The 21895-nt window shown below is 65.1% G+C and carries 20 protein-coding genes, 1 tRNA gene and 1 pseudogene; 16 read left to right on the top strand and 6 right to left on the bottom strand.

Features of this window, described 5'->3' with window-relative positions; genetic code table 11:
• Positions 1-14: 14 nt before the first annotated feature.
• Genes OXS49_RS07705 through OXS49_RS07695 form a run of 3 tightly spaced genes read left to right on the top strand, consistent with a single transcriptional unit; the run spans position 15 to position 4373 of the window.
• Entirely contained in the window at positions 15-491 is a 477-nt protein-coding gene (locus OXS49_RS07705) for a hypothetical protein (protein WP_267423183.1), read from the top strand.
• A 12-nt stretch (positions 492-503) separates the two neighbouring features.
• Positions 504-3815, top strand: coding sequence for a phage tail tape measure protein (locus tag OXS49_RS07700; RefSeq protein ID WP_267423181.1), 3312 nt, complete (start codon positions 504-506; stop codon positions 3813-3815).
• Positions 3816-3869: 54 nt separating this feature from the next.
• Positions 3870-4373, top strand: coding sequence for a hypothetical protein (locus tag OXS49_RS07695; RefSeq protein WP_267423178.1), 504 nt, complete (start codon positions 3870-3872; stop codon positions 4371-4373).
• Between the two features lie 341 nt (positions 4374-4714).
• Here OXS49_RS07695 and OXS49_RS07690 read toward each other — a convergent pair whose 3' ends face one another.
• The 4 genes from OXS49_RS07690 to OXS49_RS07675 all read right to left on the bottom strand — a co-directional run bounded on the left by OXS49_RS07690 (position 4715) and on the right by OXS49_RS07675 (position 7689).
• The gene (locus tag OXS49_RS07690; protein ID WP_267423175.1) at positions 4715-6964 is read right to left on the bottom strand and encodes a P-loop NTPase fold protein; all 2250 of its coding nucleotides are present in this window, start codon (positions 6962-6964) and stop codon (positions 4715-4717) included.
• A gap of 152 nt (positions 6965-7116) precedes the next feature.
• Positions 7117-7341 carry a hypothetical protein gene (locus OXS49_RS07685; RefSeq protein WP_267423174.1) on the bottom strand — a complete coding sequence of 75 codons (225 nt, stop codon included), beginning with the start codon at positions 7339-7341 and terminating at the stop codon, positions 7117-7119.
• Between the two features lie 13 nt (positions 7342-7354).
• A complete protein-coding gene (locus OXS49_RS07680; protein WP_267423171.1) occupies positions 7355-7531 on the bottom strand; it encodes a hypothetical protein in 177 nt (58 codons plus the stop codon).
• A complete protein-coding gene (locus OXS49_RS07675) occupies positions 7528-7689 on the bottom strand; it encodes a CopG family transcriptional regulator (RefSeq protein WP_267423168.1) in 162 nt (53 codons plus the stop codon). Before OXS49_RS07675 ends, OXS49_RS07680 begins: the two co-directional genes overlap by 4 nt.
• 131 nt (positions 7690-7820) lie before the next feature.
• Here OXS49_RS07675 and OXS49_RS07670 point away from each other — a divergent pair, with 131 nt between their 5' ends.
• From OXS49_RS07670 to OXS49_RS07660, 3 genes are read left to right on the top strand one after another with little or no spacing between them, the layout of a single operon-like run.
• A complete protein-coding gene (locus OXS49_RS07670; protein WP_267423166.1) occupies positions 7821-8087 on the top strand; it encodes a hypothetical protein in 267 nt (88 codons plus the stop codon).
• 11 nt (positions 8088-8098) lie between these two features.
• The gene (locus tag OXS49_RS07665; RefSeq protein ID WP_267423164.1) at positions 8099-9184 is read left to right on the top strand and encodes a hypothetical protein; all 1086 of its coding nucleotides are present in this window, start codon (positions 8099-8101) and stop codon (positions 9182-9184) included.
• Between the two features lies 1 nt (position 9185).
• The gene (locus OXS49_RS07660) at positions 9186-9434 is read left to right on the top strand and encodes a hypothetical protein (RefSeq protein ID WP_267423162.1); all 249 of its coding nucleotides are present in this window, start codon (positions 9186-9188) and stop codon (positions 9432-9434) included.
• 309 nt (positions 9435-9743) lie between these two features.
• Here OXS49_RS07660 and OXS49_RS07655 read toward each other — a convergent pair whose 3' ends face one another.
• Positions 9744-9875, bottom strand: coding sequence for a hypothetical protein (locus tag OXS49_RS07655; protein ID WP_267423159.1), 132 nt, complete (start codon positions 9873-9875; stop codon positions 9744-9746).
• Positions 9876-10401: 526 nt separating this feature from the next.
• On the opposite strand from OXS49_RS07655, the gene OXS49_RS07650 reads away from it, so the two are divergent.
• The 10 genes from OXS49_RS07650 to OXS49_RS07605 all read left to right on the top strand — a co-directional run bounded on the left by OXS49_RS07650 (position 10402) and on the right by OXS49_RS07605 (position 21639).
• A tRNA-Gln gene (locus tag OXS49_RS07650) sits at positions 10402-10475 on the top strand.
• Between the two features lie 265 nt (positions 10476-10740).
• Positions 10741-12210, top strand: coding sequence for a TIGR00366 family protein (locus OXS49_RS07645; protein ID WP_243999254.1), 1470 nt, complete (start codon positions 10741-10743; stop codon positions 12208-12210).
• Positions 12211-12329: 119 nt separating this feature from the next.
• The gene (locus tag OXS49_RS07640; protein ID WP_267423157.1) at positions 12330-12647 is read left to right on the top strand and encodes a hypothetical protein; all 318 of its coding nucleotides are present in this window, start codon (positions 12330-12332) and stop codon (positions 12645-12647) included.
• A gap of 38 nt (positions 12648-12685) precedes the next feature.
• Positions 12686-14068, top strand: coding sequence for a PepSY domain-containing protein (locus tag OXS49_RS07635; RefSeq protein ID WP_267423155.1), 1383 nt, complete (start codon positions 12686-12688; stop codon positions 14066-14068).
• A gap of 46 nt (positions 14069-14114) precedes the next feature.
• Complete coding sequence (locus tag OXS49_RS07630) at positions 14115-14489, top strand: DUF2946 family protein (protein ID WP_267423152.1); 375 nt, start codon at positions 14115-14117, stop codon at positions 14487-14489.
• Between the two features lie 64 nt (positions 14490-14553).
• On the top strand, positions 14554-16863 hold the full coding sequence (locus OXS49_RS07625) for a TonB-dependent receptor (protein WP_267423150.1): 2310 nt from the start codon (positions 14554-14556) through the stop codon (positions 16861-16863).
• Between the two features lie 126 nt (positions 16864-16989).
• Positions 16990-17967 carry an ABC transporter substrate-binding protein gene (locus OXS49_RS07620; RefSeq protein WP_267423149.1) on the top strand — a complete coding sequence of 326 codons (978 nt, stop codon included), beginning with the start codon at positions 16990-16992 and terminating at the stop codon, positions 17965-17967.
• Positions 17964-19982, top strand: coding sequence for an ATP-binding protein (locus OXS49_RS07615; RefSeq protein WP_267423148.1), 2019 nt, complete (start codon positions 17964-17966; stop codon positions 19980-19982). The genes OXS49_RS07620 and OXS49_RS07615 overlap by 4 nt, the downstream gene beginning before the upstream one ends.
• Positions 19979-20377 carry a response regulator gene (locus OXS49_RS07610; RefSeq protein ID WP_267423147.1) on the top strand — a complete coding sequence of 133 codons (399 nt, stop codon included), beginning with the start codon at positions 19979-19981 and terminating at the stop codon, positions 20375-20377. The genes OXS49_RS07615 and OXS49_RS07610 overlap by 4 nt, the downstream gene beginning before the upstream one ends.
• Complete coding sequence (locus tag OXS49_RS07605) at positions 20374-21639, top strand: adenylate/guanylate cyclase domain-containing protein (protein WP_267423145.1); 1266 nt, start codon at positions 20374-20376, stop codon at positions 21637-21639. Before OXS49_RS07610 ends, OXS49_RS07605 begins: the two co-directional genes overlap by 4 nt.
• 126 nt (positions 21640-21765) lie before the next feature.
• Here the strand turns inward: OXS49_RS07605 and OXS49_RS07600 are convergent.
• Positions 21766-21895 (bottom strand): annotated as a pseudogene (locus tag OXS49_RS07600) (CsbD family protein); the annotation flags it as partial.

Here is a 21895-nt window from a genome sequence, read left to right as displayed (position 1 = left end):
TCATCGAGGCGAACATGACTGATCTGAAAAACCGGGCCCAAGCCCTGAAAGGATCGGCCGACAAGCTGAAGGCTGCGGCCGAAACCATGGCCGCCGTAGAGCTCAATGCGCCTGCCGATGCCGTACCCGAGACCTGGGACAAGCTCTCGGTGGTCGTGCTGGCCGCCGACCGCGCCGTGTTCTCGATAGATGACGCCGGCAACCTCCAGGTCCCCGCTACCTACGCCCTGCGGTCCGAGGTCGGCGTGGCGCTGGCGCGGGCGACCGCCGCGCTAGCCGCGCAGCCCGAGCCCAACTCGTCGCAGCAGATCCTGGCCGCGGTGTTCCGCCAGCTCGGCCAGATCGACACCGACGCCTCGCGCGAGGCCTTTGCCAAGCTGGAGGCCGCCGTGAACGGCCAGACGGCGGCCCTGGCCGCGGCGACCGTCGCCCTCGACTCCGTGTCGGCCGAAATTGGCCAGTCGATCCCGACCGCTCCCGGAACGCACTGAGGATCACGCGCCATGGCGTCCAAGGTCATCGAAGCCAAGCTCCTCATCACCGCCGAGTCGCGGGTCGAGGCCGAGATGGCCAAGGTCGCGAAGGCGGTCCAGCAGGGCCTTGACGTCACCAAATACACGGCTGAGGTCGCGAAGCTGAACAAGGCCTGGGAATTTCAGGCCAAGGCGGCCAAGGCGGCGGCGGACCTGATGGACGCTCGCAAACCGCTGGAGGCGACGGTGCAGGGGATGCAGCGGGTCGGCGCGCAGGCGGCACGGCTCGCCCGTGAGTACGATGCGGCCAAGAAAGCGGCGACCGACTACAGCAAGTCCACGGCGTTCGTGAAGGGCAGCGAGCAGGCCGTCCGCCTCACCGCCGAGGTGCGGCGCCTGAGCGAGGCGCACCGGGCGGCAGTTGGCGATACGAAGGCCCTGACAGCGGCCTTCAGCGCGGAGACGGCGGCTCTCAGGGCGGCCGAGGGCGCGGCGTCCCGCCTGGGCGTCGACCTCTCACGGGTCGAGCAGCAGCAGCGCACCCTGGCCCGCAGCACTGATCAGGCCGCTGCCGCGTTCAAACGCCAGATCGCCGTCGAGGACCTCGCGGCCAAGCAGAGCGTGGTTCGGCAGGAACGGTCCGCGGCCCGGCAGGGCTTGGTATCCGCCGGCGCGGTCGTGGTCGGTGGCAAGATCGACGCGACGGCGAAGGCCGCCACGCACAGCTACGCCGAGTTCGACATGGAGATCCGCCGGCAGGTGGCCATGGCGAGCCTGACGAAGGAGGAGCGGCAGAGCCGGATCGACCAGGCCGTGCGCCTCGGCGGCTCCTCGACCTTCAACGACATCCAGGTCTTGCACGCGCAGCGCACGCTCGCCGGCCGCGGCGTGCGCAAGGATCTGGTCGAGCCCTTCGTGGAGGAGATCAAGGACTACGCCCAGGCGATGAACGTCGACCTGCCGAGCGCGGCCAAGACCCTCGAAGGGATTGTGTTCTCGACCAACCAGCACATCGAGGACGCCGCCACGGCCAAGAAGGTCATGCGCCGCAACGTCGATCTGGCGGTGAAGACTGCGAAGGTCGGCGGCCTCGAAGACCACGACATCCAAGCCGCGTTCAAGATGGGCGGCGCGACCGCGACCGGGGCCGGGTTCTCGATCGAGACCATGGACACGATCTTCGCACTGCTGCGGAAATCCGGCTACTCGGGCGAGGAAGCCGGCACCGCGGCGCGCGGCATCTCCTCGAAGTTCATCGCCCCCTCGAAGCAGGGGCTCACTGCCCTCGACGCCATGGGGGTGAAGTACCAGAACTTCGTGCGCATGCCGGACGCGCTGAACGCCGACCGGCTCGGCAACTCGGTCAAGCGCAGCTTCGGCAAGCAGATGTCGCCGGAGCAGATGCAGCGTCTCCAGGCGATGATGAACGATCCCGACGCCCTACTGGACCGGGACAAGTTCACGGCCGATGCCACTGGGATCATCGGGCAGAGCTTCGACAAGAACAAGAAGGGCCAGCTCAAGGCGGCCGACGCCCACGCCATCGCGAAGACGGTCGGCGACTTCTACAAGATGGCCGCGGACTCGGTGGATACCGAAGGCCTGCTGAAGGCCGTCATCAACGCTCACCCGACCCAGGCGCAGCTCAACGCCCTGGTCACGCGCGAGCACGGTGGCAAGCTCGGTTCGATCGCCCAAAAGCCCGAGCTGTTCGATGAGTACCGCAAGAAGATCGCGGAGACCCCGGAGGGGTTCGCGAAGTCGATCGGCGATGCAGTCATGGGCGGGTTCTACGGCGCACAGAAGCGGATCGAGAACACCCGGCTCAACGTCGAAACCGCCATGGGCCGGTCGCTCGACAACAACGGCGAGGGCGGTGGTCTACTCACCAAGGCCTACACGGCCATCGCTGATTTCCAGCAGCACATCGCCGAGCTGGATCCGAAGATCGTCGCCCTCGGCACGTCGGTGGCCGTCGTCGGCGGCGAGATCGCGCGGGCGGCCGGCACGCTCGGCCTGATGGGCTCGGCGCTGGCACTCACGAGGTCGGCTGCGTCCCTGGAGCTGGCGGCGGCGAAGCTGGCGGTGAACGGCGGCCTGCCGGACGTGGCGAAGAAGGGCAGCAGACTGGCCGGGCTGGCGAAGGGCGCTCTCGGCCTCACGGCGATCGGCGGCCTCGCCGAGCTGGCGCAGCAGTACGGCGTCTTGCAAATGCCGGACATGAAGGACGGGGTCGGCCGCGGTCTGCTCGGCGCCCTCGATCCCAACCTGCCCGACATGGTGTTGGGCAAGAAGGCCGATGACGTCGGCAAGGACGCCGGGACCAAGGTTGGCAAGGGCGTGGCGGACGGCATCAAGGAGAAGGCACCGGAGGTCGAGGCCGAGGGCAAGACCCTGTTCCAGCGGCTGAATGAGCAGTTCCGGGCCGGCATCTTCGTCCCGATCAACTTCGTACTCGGCGAGGGCATGGGCGGTGGTGCCGGTGGCGGATCCGGCGTGCAGTCGGCCAGCTTCGGCGGTGGCGGCAGTGGCCTTGGCGGGATGATCCGTAAGGCCAGCCTCGGCGGAGGCGGAGGCGGCGGGCTTGGCGGCGACGTGTCGTCCGTTGGGGGTGCCGTAGGCTCCGGGGTCCCGGGCTCGGTCCAGATGACCGACACCGAACGGAACCAGCTTGGGCTCATCACGAAGTACGAGGCCGGCGGCCGCAACGTCCCGAACTACATCAACGACCGCCGGCACACGGCGCAGGGCTACTACCAGATCACCAATTCGAACTGGCGCAACATCGCCCCCAAGCTCGGGATCACGGCCCCCAACGCCATGTCGGCGAGCCTGGAGGATCAGACGCGCGTGGCGCTGCACCTGCGGCGAGCGAGCGGCCTTGGCAACTGGACCCGGTACAATCCTCGGCTTCGCGGTGCGCTTGGGCGCGGTGAGCAGATCCAGGCGGGCCCGACAGCGCCGAAGACGGCCGACGGCGACCCCCATCTTGTTCGTGGCCTCGACGGCAAGGAAGGCTTGGACCTCGGCAACGGCACGATGAAGATGCCTGACGGGTCGATCCGGTCGATCACCCGCAGCGGTTTGGAGATCCCAGATCCGCCGGCGGGAGGTATCGGGGCAGCCGGCAACGGCCGGGGCGGCATCGGTGCTCACGTCGAGGAGTTCGGCCGCCACGTCGACCGGCTCGCCGACATGGGCTTCCATGGTCAGATCGAGGTCACGGGCCTCCGCCGGGCCGGCCTGCGGGCCACGTCGCTCAAGATCCGCAGCCGCGGCGGTATCGCCGACCTGGGCGTGACGGAGCCGGGGGCGAAGGAGGATCTGTCGGACTGGAGCTGAGGGAGGGCGGTTGGCTCCGTTTGATCATGCTACGGATGCACAGGGACGAGCATAATGACCGAGGCTGATCTTACCAAACTGGCCCTGGACGATGTCCGGGTGAGGCAGAAGGCTTTGCTTGATCTAATCCTGTTTCAGGATCAGCAGGCGATGGGTCTGCTGCGCCTCTACGTGACCCTTGGGATTGCCGCCGCTTCTGGGTCTCTTGCCACAATATTCAGCAATGAAGCTTGGAAAAGCGCACTCGGTGCAGGTCTGCTTGTAGCGGTGGCGCCCCTCTCGCTTGGGACGGCGTACTGCTTCCGCGCAACCTGGGCGGCCAGCATCGGCTTCCCAGGACGAGAGCCTAATTTCTGGCAGTGGGCCTCACACCCGGACATTGAGGAAGGCGGTGTCAGAGAGGCATATCTGGCTCAGCTCTCCGACTCGATGGAAGTCAATCATGGGTTGAACGCTAAATGCGCAACACTAATTAAGTGGGCGAAACTATGCGGGGCCCTGACCCCCGCAGTTACTGTATTCATTGGCTTAGTGACATACTGTGTTTTGACGCCGTAGGCCCTGCCTAACGTTTCTTCGTTGGGTTCGTATTGCTCTTGATACCGAGCCGATCCGTCGGTGGCGGGGGTGGTTTCCCATCCTGAGCTAGGCCACGATTGGGCGGTTCGCTAGGCTGTTTCGCCGGTGGCGGTTTCGACCCGCCCTCGTTGGATTTGCTGTCCTTCGCCATGCAACCGGCTCCCTGATTCGGAGGGCATACTACACCGTGAAATTTGGTGCTGCCGCCGACATCGCGACGACGAGAGCGAGGGCGGCGAGGGCTGTGCGCATAGGGGCAGGATAGCGTGAGCGAAGTCGGTGTCGAGCGTGGCACCTCGCATCATCGCTCACTTGCGATCTTACTCAACGGTTTCCTCATCGACATCAGAAACCGGTTTAGGCGCCGCGGGCTCATGCTGCCGAGCTGCTAACGAATTACCTAACCCTCTGTGCAGCGCCCTGATGCGGGCCCTTTCATCAGCAGAGAGCTCTGCATCGTCTTTGTGAAGTCCCGCCGCTTCATAAAGTCCATCAACGTCGTGATACTTCTCTTTTGGGGCATTATGCATCGAGTATATCCGCGGATTTGATCCGACGGTGTGGCCAACTATGCTACGACATATTTTCGATAAAAATTTGCCATCAGCTTTTGACTTGTTAGTAATCCAATTTTTCACTTCAGTTTCATTGCCGCCGAATGCCCAAGCCTCTGCTATGTGGTAATAGGAATGCGCTGTATCAATCTCACCGCTCTCGATAGCGTCCTTGATATGCTCGACGAGCAACCGATGCAGTTCATGTAGCAATGATGAATCTAATGTATCCTCTCTTGCGTGCCCTTCGATTTTAATCAAACCAGACTCGGCTGCCCTCCAAACCCAAAATCCCGCACTAAAGCTCAAATCAGGACGTGATTTATATAGTTCAACGAGCCTTTTGCTCAGAATGCTGCTGTCTGCTGACTTGCAAATTTCCGACATAAGTAAAGATGCGTTCGCTTGGGGGCCAAGCATGAACGCGCCGACATCCTTATCGATGGTTTGCAATACAGGCCCAAAATCAAACATCGCTTCTAATAGCGCGATGGGAGCGGTGCCTTTTTGAGCTTCATGCAGTCGAAATCGTAGATCCTGGAAATACTCTCCGAGCGGCGGTCTCGCGGTTTCGGCCTGGCGAGCAAATATGCTTTGTATAACCGAGAGCTGATCTTCTCGACTAGTGTCGTGTGATAATGCCCGATCAAGCAAACGAACGGATATGCTTTCATCAGAAAGGTGTAAACTGAAATAAGCGTCGTAGCCTTGTTCTGATCCGACACCACGTCGGTTAACAACGCTAACATGAGACTCGGAATGGATTGCAAAAATGCTTTTCTTCTCGAACAATCTAGTCATCGAGGGTACTAGTATGCACAACAGTCTAGCGCTTCTTTCCTTCTGAGAGCTTGCAAACTGCGAAAGAAATTCATCTCCTACTTTAGCCACGCCTTCAGCCGTCGCCATATTCCAGTTACCGGCACCAAACATCATTTCACGATTGCTTCTTATCCAATCGTACAATTCATTTTCGAACAATCTAACTCCTTCCATTGCGAGAACGTCTTGTGGATCGATCTCGCCTTCGATAGCTGGCCATGTGAATTTTACTGCGTTAGAAAGCCGAGCTGCGTCCCTTGGATACTTGATCCAATGCTGCACACCATCCATTACTATGTACTGCCACCGGGCATTTTGCGGCGTACTGGCAGTGAGAAAACCGATTTCCGTATCCAGCATCGACAGCAGAGCATTTCGACTTGGCTTTGGAAGCTCAATTTCCTGTTGTATTATTTTCTCGGCGAAGTTGGGGCCGACTTTCTCAGTCTTCCGACCATCATCAAGTACGGGCCACACAATACTGCGATCGTAAGCTAGCAGATATACGACATGGGGCAGTCTGCCCAATGTCTTAACCATCTGCATGATGGTGCGAATTTCATCCTGATTGAGGCGATCAAGATCATCGATAATAACTAAAAATCTTTCGTCTTGATCGATAATACGCTTTCGAAGCTTTTCATAAGCAGACTGAAGTGATGGCTCTGCTAACCATTCATCTATCTTGCTAGCTCCACCTTTCTTAACTGCCTCACTAGCAAACTTGATGCCTGCACTTGCTAGAGTTCCAGCGCCAGGAGCGAGAATGCTCCCTATTGTAGCAGCCGCATCAACGACCGGATCAACAGTCTTACGAAGCGTTCGTAGACCGGACTTGCCGCGCTTAGTCCAAGCATCTTTTCTATTCGCAAGCTGCTCGGTAATGATTTTAAAAAATGACTCGATCAGATCTTGATGGCCAGAAACTATCCATGGCCTGAAATCTACGACATGAACGGCCTTTTGGCCATCCTCTAGTTCATCGTTGTGCTTCTTGATAAAAGCTTGGACAAAGTTGAGCGCTGTCGATTTCCCCGACCCCCAAGCGCCTTGCAAGCCAATTACGTAACCATTCGGCGCTTCGACCTCTAAAATCGAGGCCGCCAGCCGTTTGGCGAAAGGCGCGAAACCGAGCCGATCTTCCGTCCAGGGGTCTTCTTTCGGGTTGTCGTCGGAGAACTGAGGCCGAGACATGCTTTGATCACGCCATCTAAGGGCGGCCGTTTGTGCCGCGTCGGCGTCAGATAGGGTGGCCCGCTCGAACTGCGACTGCCACGTTCATGCCTTCCACAGCCGCACACCCGGCCCCTCGCCGTTCTCCTCGATGAAGATGACGCCGGCGGCAGTCAGTTCGGGCCTTTAGCCTTCCCGGCCGCGCGGCTCGCTCGCCAGGCGAAATAGGCGACGGCCAGCTGCGTCAGGAAAAGTCCGGCCCATGAGCCGCCCTCCGAGACCTTCGCGACGAACCATTCCGCCGGTGTCGGCGCCGCGGGATCCTGTAACCAACCAATCCCCATCACCGTGGTCGCCAGCAGGGCCAGAACGAGCAAGACCAGGTTCGTGACCGTCATCAGTTCGCCCCTCTCAGGATCCTCGCGGACCAAAGCCTTTGAGCGCCACGCCGGTCCTAAACCGGCCGTACTTGCGGCCGAGGGCGTCAAGGTAGGCTCCGACCACCACTAAAGCGGCGTGACGATCCTTCTCGGACACGACCCGTAGCAGGCGCTTGCGGAACAGCTCGTCGGGCTCAGGGTCGCTCACTTCAGGTAGCCCTTCGCCTTCAGGTGCTCTGCCAGCGCTTCGCGGATGACCTCAGGACGCGATGGCTTCGGATCGGGCTGTGCCTCGATCCACGCATCAAGAGAGGCATCGAGCTCTGGATAGAGCCGAAGGCCGATAGGCTTGCCGATCCCTGTCACCGGGCGGCCTCTAGGTTTTCTGCTATCGGCTATTGACATCGTTCTTTGATGATAGCAGAAATGTACGGGCCGACCAAGAGCTTGCACCCTCCTGATCGGCCCTGACCACGCACGTCCGTTCGGAGACGATCATGGCTATCCGTCATTCTACAGCACCGGCACGCGCCGGTGAACGCTCTCGCTCGCCCTCAGCCCTATACAATCGCGCCAAGCCGCCCCTGGAGGTCGACGAGGATGCGCCCGGCACCGTCGAGGCCTGGGAGGCCGTCGCGCCGATCCGACCCGACACCGCCCATGTCCGGGCCCCACGTTTCCTCGACCTCGCCGGCGAGCTGCTGGCCGCCACCCTCATCATCGCCGGGGGCGTGTTCGCCTACGGCTACCTCCCTCTCGCGTGAGGGAGAGGGCCATGACGAAGCAGAACACCGCGAAGGCTGCTCAGCCCGCCACCGACCTTCGCCAGCGCGCCGCCCGTGCCCGGGACGCCGCTGGGCGGTTCATCAAGCGCTCCGCCCCGGTTGAGGCCGCCGCTTCCTCACCCGCGGCCGCCGAGATCATGGAGGGATGGCGCGCATGGGACGCGACGCTCGGAAAACCTGAGGGCGATCCTGAGGCTGACGCCGCCTATGAGCGAGCCGCCGAGCGTCGAGATGCCCTGCTCGACGCTGCCGAGGCCATGCCACCGACGCCGGAGAACGTACTTGCGAAGGCGCTGGCCATCTGCTGGCTCGAATACGTGTCGGAGGTCTCACCGGGGAAGCGCCGGTCCGAGCAGCCTTTCGCGGGACGGATCGCGCTCGACATTCACGAGGCGATCATCGGCGAAGCGAGCGCACGCACATCAGCCGAGCCAGTCGACTGGTACGCCCCGCCGCCCGGCTTCATGGCCTCGCCCGCGATCGAGCCGTTCGGCTTCGCCCGGATCCCGGACGGCATCGCGATCGAGCTGGGTCGGCTGCGTAGCATCGCTTTCGCCGAACTCAATCGGCGGACCGGCCCGGAGACGGCGGCGGAGGAAATCGAGCGACTACGGCGCGAGTTGCACCTCGACGTGCTGGCGAGCGGTGCGAACTGGCGCGCCGGTTTCGCGGTCAATGCTGGTCCGCCCAACCTCGTCAGCATGCTCGACCTCGGGTCGGCTTCGATGGAGGATCTGCGGGCCCTGCGAGAGACGGCCGATATGGTCGGTGGAACAGCCTTCGCTGTGTGCTGGCAGGACCGATGTAAGGCCCGGGGGTGGAGGCAGCAGAACCCACCCGCCGACCAGTACAACGTCGCCGGCCAGCTCATGCAGTGGCTCGGTGATGCGCTGACCGACGTCGAGACGGCGGTCGACCGAGAACTGGACCGCCGGACGCCGAGCGACAGCCATAACCGCGAGATCTGGCTCACCATGCGGGCATGGCCGGTCATCAACGACGGCGACCCGGACGCGATCGAGGCCTTCGCCCGCGAACTGCTCGACCACGCCGCCGCCGAACGCAGGGGACACTGACATGGCCGACATCATCCCGTTTCAGCGCCGGCCGCAGCCACCGACCGGTGACACCCGCCACCGCATCGAGGGCGCGCTCGCCCTGGCCCTCGACGTCGTCGACCACCTCGTGGCCGCGCTCGACATCATCGATGGGGACCCTGACATCGAGGAAGGTGGAGATGCGGAGCCGAGCCTTGGCGCGCCCGAGAACCATCACGGGTCCCAGGTCGTGTGGCTGCGAGGAGGCGATCGTGACTTGGAGGAGTGATCGGGCATCCACGCCCGCCCGCGTTGCTGCCAGGGGACAGAGCTGGGGCGGGCGTGGAGGTCAGCGACCCATCCCGAGCGCCGACGCCGGGCAGGAGCAAAAATCATGCATCCACGCCCGCCCTAGACAGCTGAGGGGCATATCTGCGGGCAGGCGTGGCGGCCGACCGAAGCCGACTAATCCAGGCTAGCAAAACCAAACCGAGCGCAGCGCCTACCCATGATGTCCTCGTTCACGAAACCGTGACATCGACCTCACGAACGTCACTTGCGCATCTGGTTTGGGTGGAAGGCAGCGATCGGAGGAGACCTAGGAGATCCAGCCGAGCACCGTCACCAAGCGGTCGGCCTGGGCCCGGGTCAGTCCGGACGCGACGGCCGCTCCGTTCCGGTAGACACCGAACGAACCGTCGCCCGCCACACGGATCTTGATCGAGGCCATTCATACGCACTCCATACCCGCCGAGGCGGCGCCGGAACGTAGCGGATGGGGGACCTCGATGTTGCTGGCATCCGGGGTTGTCGACAGGGGAATCTGTCGGGGGGCCGCAGCCGACGAACACCGCTTGCGCACCTGGTGCGCGCGGTCACGGTTTCCGGAACAGATCGCGTCCGGCTGCTACCGCTTTTGCTACCCAACTGGTTGGGATTGGACGGGACGTGGAACGATGAGCGAACGACCGCAAGCCGATTTTCGCTTACCGATCAGTGCTGTAAGGGATTGGACAGGATTAAACGAGATGGCCGAGAGCGAATTTCAAGACCGCTGCCTTAAACCACTCGGCCACCCTTCCTGGCAGCATCCGCAATTCAACGGTTACGGCGGCGGCCGATCCCCAGTCAACCGGAGAACGGTGGTTGACCTGCGAGACCAATCCGCCTATCCCACCGCCCACGCCAGACGCCGCTGTTCGCAGCGCGGCCGCTCCGACCGTCATCAAGACGAATGGGTACGGCCTCCGGCCGATTGGGGGATAGTTTAACGGTAGAACGGTGGACTCTGACTCCTCTAGTCCTGGTTCGAATCCAGGTCCCCCAGCCATCGAGTTCAACCCGCCAAGTCCTGCACTTGGCGGGTTTTTTGTTGGCTGCCACGCATTGGGCGGCTGAACGATCCGGTTGGCCTCAAGCGGCCTCGCGATTTGAAACGCGCAGTCATGCAAAGGGGCGCGGTCGGGCTCGACAGCGGCCCATCGCAGCGTCATCAAGCGGTGATCTGACTTTGTCTGCACGTGATTTGAGATCAGGCCGGGCCGCGAAGTCCTGCTCTGACGATCAGCCGAAAGAGCCGGTCGTAAAGGAACCCCATGGCGACCACCCCGGCCGATCCTGTCCAGAACGCGGGCGGCGCCGCGTCTGACCCGAGTACGGGCAGCGCAAGATCGCTGGAACGGCTCGGAGTCCGCTTCACCAATTGGGCAGAGCGCTGGTTCCCGGACGCGTTCATCTTCGTGTCCATCGCGGTGGTCATCGTCGCCCTCGGTGCCCTGACGAACGGCGCCCCGCCGGCCGCCATCGCCAAGAGCTTCGGCGACGGGTTCTGGAGTTTGATCCCCTTCACCATGCAAATGGTCTTCGTCACCATCGGTGGTTACGTCGTCGCCACGTCGCCGCCCATGCAGGCTCTGATCGAACGGCTGGCGCAGGTTCCGAAGACCGGGCGGGGCGCCGTCGGGTTCGTGGCCGGCGCCACGATGATCTCCTCGTTCATCAGCTGGGGGCTCAGCCTGATTTTCGGTGGCCTGCTCGTCCGGGCGCTGGCCCGCCGCACGGACCTGCGCATGGACTACCGGGCCGCGGGCGCGGCCGCTTATCTCGGGCTCGGCGCCACCTGGGCGCTCGGGCTCAGCTCCTCGGCGGCGCAGCTGCAGGCGAACCCGGCGAGCCTGACCAAGAACCTGCTCGCCATCTCGGGGGTGATCCCATTCAGCGAGACGATCTTCCTGTGGCAATCCATGCTGATCGCCGCGATCCTGTTCGTCGTCTCGGTGGCGATCGCGTACGCCTCCGCCCCCCGCCGCGAGACGGCCGTCACCGCCGAGACGCTCGGTGTCCCGGTCGCACGTGAGACGAGCGACATCCCACCCGCCCGCCAGCCCGGCGAATGGCTGGAGCACTCGCCGATCCTGACGATCCTCCTCGTGGTGATCGCAGGCGGGTGGATCGTGCAGGAATTCGCGCGCCAATCCTGGATCGTGGCGATCTCGAACCTCAATACCTACAACCTGCTGTTCCTGACCCTCGGTCTGCTGCTGCACTGGCGGCCGAAGCGCTTCCTCGCGGCGGTCGCGAAGTCGGTCCCGGCCACCGCGGGCATCCTTATCCAGTACCCGCTCTACGCCGCGATCAGCGGCATGTTGACCGGACCGAAGAACGCTGCCGGCACCTCCGCGTCAGATGCGATCACCCACGCCTTCGTCAGCCTCAACACCGCCGGTACCTTCCCGCTGACCATGGGCGTCTACTCGGCGATCCTCGGCTTCTTCGTGCCGTCGGGCGGCGGCAAATGGCTGCTGGAGGCGCCCTACGTGCTGCAGGCGGCCAACGAGCTGAAGGTCCATCTCGGCTGGGCGGTGATGATCTACAACGCCGCCGAGGCGCTGCCGAACCTGATCAACCCGTTCTGGATGCTGCCGCTGGTCGGCATCCTCGGTCTGAAGGCGCGCGACATCGTGGGTTTCAGCTTCCTCCAGCTGATCGTGCACCTGCCACTGGTGCTATTCCTGCTCTGGGCGCTCGCCTTCACGCTGACCTACCATCCGCCTGTGATGCCGTAACGGCGCCGGACTTAGGGCCCGGTAGCGGGGCGCGCATTGACGCGTGCCGCCGCCGGCGCCTAGATCGCCGCATGCGCAGGCGCCCGCCCCGGACGGTCCAAGGCCGCGCGATCCTTTCAGTGATCGCGCTCTACGCGCTGCTGTTCCAGGCCTTCCTGGGTCTCGCCGCGCCAGCCCGCGCCTTCGCGGCACCCGGTGCCGTCCTGTGCGCCGAGCATCCGGCAGGCGATCCGGACCACGGGCCGATCAGCATCCACATCCACGCTTGTTGCACGCTGGTGCAGGCGGGCAATTTGACCCTGCCGATCTCCGTGTCGGCCGTGCCGGCTTCGGCCATCGGACCGGTCGTACAGGTCGTTTGGCGTCCTAAAGCGGAGCTTCCGAGAACCGGTCCGCCGCCGCGTTCCGGCACGGCACGAGGTCCACCCGCCGCCTGACGATCCCGCCCCGATCGCTCAGGCCCGGACCCATACCCATGTCGACCGTCGTTTCCGGCAACGCCCCCGCCTATGGGGCGCGTACCGCGCTGCGTGCCTCGCGCGAGGTGATCTATCGCGCCGTCTGGCGCTGGCACTTCTTGGCGGGCCTGTTGTGCCTGCCGTTCCTGATCACCCTGTCGGCGACGGGATCGCTCTACCTGTTCAAGGACGAGATCAACGGCAGCCTGTTCGCCTATCGGACGCGCATACCGGTTCGCGAGACGCCGCCCCTCGGTCCGGACCGCCTGATCTTCAACGCGATGCAGGCCGTGCCGGATGCCGGGCCGGTATCGTATACCGATCCCGCCACGCCGGAGACGTCCGCTCTCGTCACCCTCGCGGTGCGGGATCACAGGATCCTCGTCTACCTTGATCCCTATACCGGCGCCGTGCTGGATTGCCTGGCCCGCGACCAAGAGTTCATGGTCGTCCTCCGGGGGTTACATAGTCTTGCCTATCTCGGCGCATTCGCGAACGCCGTGATCGAGGTGGTGGCCGGTTTCGCGGTGATCCTCGTGCTGACGGGCGCCTATCTCTGGTGGCCACGCGGCCGGGACGGCGGTGTGATCAGCGTGCGCGGGACGCCGCGGCAGCGGGTTTGGTGGCGCGATCTGCACGCCGTCACCGGTCTTCTGGCGGGGGGTGGGCTGCTCTTTTTGGCGCTCACTGGGCTGCCCTGGTCGATCTGGTGGGGCCAGCAGATGCGCGGATGGTCGAATGCAGCGGGCCTTGGCCAGCCCGGCGCCCTCTGGGCGCATCAACCGGTCTCGACGGTGCCGCTGCGCGAGCGCCTATCCGATCCGGGCTGGACCCTGGAGGACGCACCGGTCCCGCGCTCCAGCCCAGCCGCCGCGTCGACTCAGACCCTCGGGATCGACCGGGCTGCCGCGATCCTCGCCGAACGCGGGATGCCGCGGGGCTATGAACTGGCCCTGCCGGTCGGGGACGATGGGGTCTACGCCGCCTCGGTCTACCCCCGCCACGTCACCCGCCAGCGGGTCATCGCCCTCGATCAGTATACCGGCGCAAATCTGCTCGATGTCCGCTTCGCCGATCTCGGTCCGGTCGGCCGGGCGATCCAGTATGGGATCGGCATCCACAAGGGCGAGCATTGGGGCCGCGCGAACCAGTTCGCCATGCTGGCCTTCTGCCTCGCCACGATCCTCCTGGCCGTCACCGCCGGGACGATGTGGTGGAAGCGGCGGCCGGCCGGCGGCCTCGGCGTACCGCCCTGGCCGCGGGACCGACGCGTTATCGCCACGGTGACGCTGCTTGTTGCGGGCCTCGGCGCCCTGTTCCCGCTGACCGGCCTCGCCATTCTGGGGATGATCGGCCTCGACCTGGCGGCGCAGCGCCTCCGACGACGGGTCCGGGCCTAAGACAGGGCGGGCGGGCTGGATGCCCGTGCTGCTCCCCCCGAGATCCATGGGCCGGCTTCCGGGCCTCCTCGGCATCGCGCTGATCGCGCTCGCGCTCTGGGTCCAGGCGCTGGCGCCGGTCGGGGCGCTGCGGATGATGCTAAGCGCTCCCAAAGACCTGCCCATCGGCATCCTGTGCGGGCACGGGCCGGATGGCGATGGGGCGACCGCCTCGGTCGAACAACAGGATCCGCAGGCGCGGGCGTGTGACCTGTGCCAGCTGTGTCGTGCCGGATTGGCACCACCTCCCGTCCCGACCGGACCGACCCTCGCCCGCAGGCTGCGCTGGCGCGCGGTGGTTTGGCCGTTCCCGCCGCCCGTCCATAGCCAGCCTTCATCCCGATGGTCCGTCCGTCCCCGCGCGCCACCTACCGCCGCCTGATCGCTCCTGTCCGCACCGGATGGCTGTCCGCCGTCCGCCACTTTCGATCAGACGAGACCACGCGATGTCCCTGAACCCAGCCGCCTTGCGCCGCGGCACCCTCGCCCTGTTGCTTGCCGGCAGCCCGATCTTCGCGATCGCTGAGACCTCCGTGACGCTGGAGGAACTCTCCGTGGAGGGCGAGGCGCAGCCTGCCAATGGCCGGGTCAGCCCGGGCGCCTTCGGCGTGGCCGCACCGCCGGGCTCGGCACCCGTCGTCATCGAGCACCCGGTCGGCGAAGTCGTCACCGGCATCGGCCGCGCCAACACCATCGCGGACCGGCCCGCGACCAGCATCGGTTCGGTGCTGGTCAACAGCCCCGGCGTTACCGTGCGCCAGGGCAATGGCGGTCGCGACGTAGTCATCTCGATCCGCGGCAACAACGCCCGCTCCACCGGCGTGATCAAGAACACCATCGTGCTGGAGGACGGGTTCGTCCTGACCCAGCCGGACGGCGCCTCGCGCTTCGATCTGACCGATCCCCGGGCCTACAGCCGCATCGACGTGTTCCGCGGTCCGCAATCGCCACTGTTCGGCAACTACGCCACTGGCGGTGCGATCGCGTTCCGGACACGGACCGGCCGGGAGATCGACGGCTACGAGATCGGCACCGATGCCGGCAGCTTCGGCTATCTCAGCCATCACTTCACGGTCGGCGGCGTCAGCGGCCCGGTCGAGATCAGCCTGTTCGCCAGCGACGTCCGGGCCAACGGCTATCAGGACCATTCGGCCTACGACACGCAGACCATCAACCTTCTCGCGAGCTACACCCCGACGCCGGACAATCGCTTCACCCTCAAGGTGATCAACAACACGCTCGACACCAATCTCGCGGCCCGGTCCTCATTGGCGCAGTACCGCATCAACCCGTATCAGCGTGGCTGCGCCGCGGCGGCCATTGCGGCGCCCGGCTGCACGACGTTCGCCCTGTTCCGCAACGGTGCCTTCGGCGCCACGGTGCCGGTCACCGCCGACGAGGGCGGCTTCGGGCGCAACGACCGCCGCACCGTCGTGGCGGCGCGCTGGGAACATGATCTCGACGCCTTCACCACGTGGCGGACGCAAGTCGGCTTCGACGAGCGAAACTTCAACCAGCCGTTCTACGTGAATGCCTTCCTGGGGTCGTTCCCATCGTGGAACGTCATGAGCGACCTCACACGGCGCGGCGACCTGTTCGGCCTGCCGGCGGTCGGCTACGTGGCGCTTGCCTACAACGCGATCGACAACCACACCGCGACCTACAACCGGGCGCCCTATGGCGGCCCACGGCTCGGGGCGCTGATCGGCGATCAGGCGGCGGTGCAGTCGAATCTCGGCGGGCGCGCGCGGCTCGAACTCGCCCTGTCGGACCGCTGGACCGGCGTGCTCGGACTGAGCGCCGAGAGCACCGCCATCACAGGCCGCAACCTCGCCTTCGGCTACTCGGCGAGCGGCACGACCCGGACCGTCGCGGATGCCGACCGATCGTTCCTCAACGTCGCCCCCGAACTCGCCCTGGTCTACCGGCCGGACGAGGCCTGGGCGTTCCGTGGCCGGGTCGCCACGGGATACGCCACACCCGCCGCCTCCAACCTGTTCGTCACGGCGGCCGGGTTGCCGGGCAACAACACCCAGCTCCAGACCCAGGAGAATCTGGGCTTCGATCTCGGTGCGGATTGGAGCCCGGTCGAGGCTCTGCGCCTCAGCGTGACCGGGTTCTACGAGTTTTTCCGCAACGAGCTGGTCTCGCAATCGCCCGGGGCGGGCCTGCAGACCTACACGTTCAATGCTCCGGCCTCCGAGCATCGCGGGATCGAGGTCGGCGCCGATTGGGCCTTCGCGCCCGGCTGGCGCGGGACGCTGGCCTACGGCTTCGACGACCAGATCTACACGCGTTACACCGAGCAACTCAGTGCCGGCAGCCTGACGCGGCGGTTCGACCGGGCGGGCAACCAGATCCCCGGCGTGCCGGCCCATCAGCTCCTGGCGCGCATCGGCTACGATGTGCCGGCCGGTCCGCTCGCGGGCCTGGGCGCCTTCGTGGAGACCGTGGTCCAGGGCGATTTCTACCTCGACAACGCCAACCTGCTGAAGGCACCGGGATACGCCGTCGTCAACGCCAATCTGCACTACGCGACCGAGTTGAGCGGCGTATACGCCAAAAGGTTGAGCTTCTATCTCGAAGTTCGCAATCTATTCGATACGATTTACGTCGCATCAGCACAAAATATTTCCAACTCGATCAGCGGAACGACCGGTATTCAGAACAATGCAGCCGTTCTGGCGAGCACGACGGGATCGGTGTTCGCGGGTGCGCCACGCAACATCGTCGGCGGGATGCGGCTGTCATTCTAGAAACCGCGTTCCGGCTGCCGCGTGGTCTTACGGCTGAGCTCGGATTACGCTACGGGCTGGCTAATCGATCATGTCGCGTGCGTGCCGCTCGGCCCATCCGGCCGGTCGATGGAGTTCGAGGATCGGATGAGGCGGCGAACCGTGATCGCTGGGTTGCCTTGGCTCCTGTCGAGCCCGCCCCTCGCGGCCTGGGCCGACGTGTCGAGGCGCGTGGTGGCACTCTGGCCGTTCCCCGAGGGTGACGCCGAGGGCCAGGCATTGTCGGCGGCGTTCGATGCGGCGCTTCGCGATCATGGACAGAACGATCTCGAACTCGACCATCGCTGGAAAGGCGCCGATCGCGAAGATGTACGTGCGCTCGCCGCCGAAGTTGTGCGGTCCGAACCGCGTGTGATCGTCACGTATCTCAACGGACAGTTGCGCGCGGTCGCCGGGCTGACCCGAAGGATCCCGATCGTTTTCGTCGGAGCGGCCGATCCGGTCGGCTTTGGCTTGATCGCAAGCCTGAAGCGCCCGGGGGGAAACATCACGGGCTTCACCCTGTACGAGTCCTCGCTGGGCGGGAAGTGGCTCGCCGTCCTCCGGGAAGCCGTGCCGACGACCCGGCGGGCCACTCTGCTGCTCAACCCCAGCGCAACGATGCGCAGCGGCTATCTCTACGCGAACGCATTCAAGAACGCCGCAACCGCCCTCGCGATCGAACACAGCATCGTCGTCGCCGAGAAGGCCGAGGATATCGAGCCGGTCATCGCGGATCTCGCCCAACACGGACAGGCGGGGCTCATCGTGGCACCGGGCGCTTTCAGCGAGGCCAACGGGGATCACCTCGTCGCGCTGACCACCCGACACCGGATCCCGACCGTGTTCGCCATCCGCCGCTTCGCCCATCGCGGGGGTATGATGTCCTACGGGCCTGATCCGGCCGAGGTGGTCCGTCGGGCGGCCCTGTACGTCGATCGCATCCTCTACGGCGACAATCCCGGGGCCCTCCCCGTCCAGACGCCGACCAAGTTCGATCTCGTCGTGCATCTGACGACCGCGCGCGCCCACGGTTTCGAAATCCCCTCTGCGCTGCTCACGCAGGCGGACGAGGATGTGGAATGACGGGTCCCGACGCACCTCACGGTGCCCGACCGAGACGGTTCGGTCTGCCGTTGTCGGCGAAATTCGCGGTCGCCTTCGTGGGCTTGGTAACGCTGGTGCTGCTGATCAACGGCGCGGTCGACCTGACGCTGAACTTCCACGACGCGAAGGACAACGCGATCGCGGTGCAGCGCGAGAAGGCGCACGCGGCCGCGGAGCGCGTCGACGCCTTCGTGTCCGAGATCGAGAATCAGATCGGCTGGACGACCCGGGCCGAATGGCGCCGCCTGTCGCCGGACCAGCAACGCTATGACTTCATCCGCCTGATGCGTCAGGCACCCGCCATCACCGAGGCCGCCTATCTCGACCAGAACGGGAAAGATCAGCTGCGGGTCTCGCGCCTTGAACCGGACGTGATCGCGAGCGGGAGGGATTTCTCGACCTCACCGCGCTTCACGGAGGCGCTCAAGGACAAGACATGGTTCGGACCGGTCTACTTCCGCCGGGGCTCCGAACCCTACATGACGGTCGCGGTCGCGCATGCCGGGCGTGAACCCGGGGTGACGGTCGCGGAAGTCAATCTGAAGCTGATCTGGGATGTTGTCGGCACCGTCCACAACGGTGAGGGCGGCTACGCCTTCGTCACGACGTCGACCGGACGGCTGATCGCCCACCCGGATCTCAGCCTCGTGCTGCGCGACACCAACCTGTCCGATCTGCCGGCCGTCGCCGACGCCCTGTCCGGAAAGGGCGGCGCGCGCGACGACGGGCTCGCCAAGTGGCTCGACGGCAGCCTCGTTCTGGCGGCGCACGCCCCCGTGGCCCGGCTCGGCTGGATCGTGTTCGTACAGCTGCCGTTGCGCGAGGCGATGGAGCCGCTCGTCGAGTCGGTGATCCAGACCTTGTCGCTGATGGGCCTCGGCGTGCTGATGGCGACGGTGGCCGGCACCTTCCTGGCCCGGCGCATGGTGGTGCCGATCCGCCAGCTCGAGGACGGGGCGGAGCGGTTCGGCGCCGGGGATCTGTCGGAGCGCATCGTGATCCGCACCGGCGACGAGATCGAGACCCTGGCGCACCGGTTCAACGCGATGGCGAGCCGGATCCAGGAATCCTACGAGACCCTGGAGGCCAAAGTCGAGGAACGGACCCGCGATCTCAACGCGTCGCTCGACGACCTTCAGAAGGCCCAGAGCCGCCTGGTCCAGTCCGAGAAGCTCGCCTCGCTGGGTCAGCTGACGGCCGGCATCGCGCACGAGATCAAGAACCCCCTGAACTTCGTGAACAACTTCGCGTCGCTCTCGCAGGAGCTTGTGGACGAGCTGAACGCGATGCTTCAGGCGATCGACCTCGACCCGAAGATCCGCGCGGAGGCCGACGAGATCGCCGAGCTTCTGACGAACAACCTCGACAAGGTCGTCCAGCACGGGAAGCGGGCGGACTCGATCGTCAAGAACATGCTGCTGCACTCGCGCACCGGATCCGGCGAGCACCGCCCCGTGGACATCAACGCCCTCGTCGAGGAAAGCTTGAACCTCGCCTATCACGGCGCCCGCGCCGCCAAGCCGAGCTTCAATGTGACCCTGGTGCGCGACTTCGACCCGGCGGCCGGACTGGTCGACATCTACCCGCAGGAAATCACGCGTGTGCTCCTGAACCTGATGTCGAACGGGTTCTATGCCACCGAGAAGCGGACCGACGGGGCCGAGCCCGGCTACGCGCCGACTCTGGCGATCTCAACGCGCGTCCACGGCGATACGGTCGAAATCCGCGTCCGGGATAACGGGACGGGGATCCCCGAGGGCGTCAAGGCCAAGATGTTCGACCCGTTCTTCACCACGAAGCCGGCCGGTGAGGGTACGGGGCTGGGCCTGTCGCTCAGCCACGACATCGTGGCGAAGCAGCATGGCGGGACGCTCGACGTCGCCACCGAGCCCGGTCAGTTTACCCAATTCACGATCACGCTGCCGCGCGGCGGCGCAACGACCGTGGCCGCCGGTGCGGGCGTGCCGGCGCGCGAGCCCGAGAGCCACCCATGAACGTCCTGATCCTCGTCGTCGACGACGAACCCGATGTCACCGAACTGTTCCGGCAGCAGTTCCGCCGCGAGTTGCGCGCCGGCCGCTTCGAGATGGCCTTCGCGCATTCGGCTGCCGAGGCCCTGGAGCGGGTGCAGACGACGAACGGGCCGAACCTGCTCCTGATGTTCTCGGACATCAACATGCCCGGGATGACAGGGCTCGAACTGCTGCCGCTGGTGCGTACGGCGCAACCCGATGTGCCGGTGATCATGATCACCGCCTATGGCGACGCCGAGACGCGGGAACGGGCCGAGGCCGCCGGGGCGGTCGGGCTGATCACCAAACCGATCGATTTCACTGTGCTCAAGGCGGAGATCGAACGGCGGCTCGCCCTGCGCGCGGGGACGGCATGACCGAAGGTTTGCCCAGCGCCAAGATCCTGGTCGTCGACGACGAACCCGACCTCGAAACGCTGATCACCCAGAAATTCCGTCGCCAGATCCGGCAGGGCGCAGTCACGTTCCTGTTCGCGCATGACGGACAGGAGGCGCTGGACAGTCTCGCCGCGCATCACGACGTCGACATGGTGGTGTCCGACATCAACATGCCACGCATGGATGGGCTGACGCTGCTCACCAAGCTGCAGGACTTCGCCGAGCAGCCATCGACCATCATCGTGTCGGCCTACGGGGACATGGCCAACATCCGCACCGCGATGAACCGCGGCGCCTTCGATTTCCTGACCAAGCCGATCGACTTCGTCGACTTGGAGACGACGATCGAGCGGACCCTCCGGCATGTCGCGGCGCTGCGCGAGGTTCGACGGCGGAAATCCCTGGCCGAACGGGCGCATGCCTCGCTGGCGCGCTACTTCTCGCCAAACCTCGCGGAACGGCTCGCCGGAGATCCCTCGGGCCTGGAACTCGGTGGCCATCGCCGCGACGTGGCTTCCCTATTCACCGACATCGCCGGCTTCACCAGCCTCGTCGAAAGCCTCGACCCAACGCTGCTGGCAGAGATCCTGAACGGCTATCTGGCCGAGATGACCGACGTCGTGTTCGCCCATGAGGGAACAGTAGCCAAGATCGTCGGCGACGCGCTCCACGTCCTGTTCAACGCGCCCGGCGACCAGCCGGACCACGCAGCCCGGGCGGTGGCCTGTGCCGTTGACCTCGATCAGGCGGCCGAAGGTTTCCGCGCCCGCTGGTACGAGCGCGGCATCGCGTTCGGGATGACACGGATCGGCGTTCATGCCGGGCCGGCCATCGTGGGCAATTTCGGCGGCGGCCGCTATTTCGACTACACGGCCTATGGGGACACCATCAACACGTCAGCGCGGTTGGAGAACGCCAACAAGGCGTTCGGTACGCGGATCTGCGTCAGCGAGACGGCGGTGGCCCGTTCCGGGGCCTTCCGCGGCCGGCCGCTGGGCGATCTGCTGCTGCGCGGCAAGCAGGAGGCTTTGCGCGCCTTCGAGCCCCTGACTGAGGCCGGTTATGACGATACGGCCTTGAACCAGTACCGAGACGCCTTCGCCAAGCTGGAAGCCGGTGACGTGGGTGCTCTGGCGGCCTTCGCCGCCCTGGTCGGACTGCGTCCCGACGACGGCGTGGCCGCCTTTCACCTGAAGCGCCTCCTCAATGGAGCGAATGGCACACGGATCGAGGTCCGCTGAGGGAGCACCTGTCTCGGCCTTCCGCTCTCGAAGGCTGCGTCGTCGCTCGCAGTGCCAATCGGCGTGGCGAGGCACTCGATCGGGGTGATGCGCGGCGGACCTGCGCATCACCCGTAGCATAGGCGATCAATGCTTGCCGGTGATCTTGTCGGCGAGGGACTTGGCGCCGTCCTTGACGTCGCCGGCGGTCTTCTGCGCCTCGCCCTTCAGCTCCTGCACCTTGCCCTCGGCCACCAGCTTGTCGTTGCCGGTCACT

The sequence above is a fragment of the Methylobacterium sp. GC_Met_2 genome (genome assembly GCF_026540795.1).
Classification (GTDB): Bacteria; Pseudomonadota; Alphaproteobacteria; order Rhizobiales; family Beijerinckiaceae; genus Methylobacterium.
This window is presented reverse-complemented; position numbering and strand designations above follow the sequence as displayed.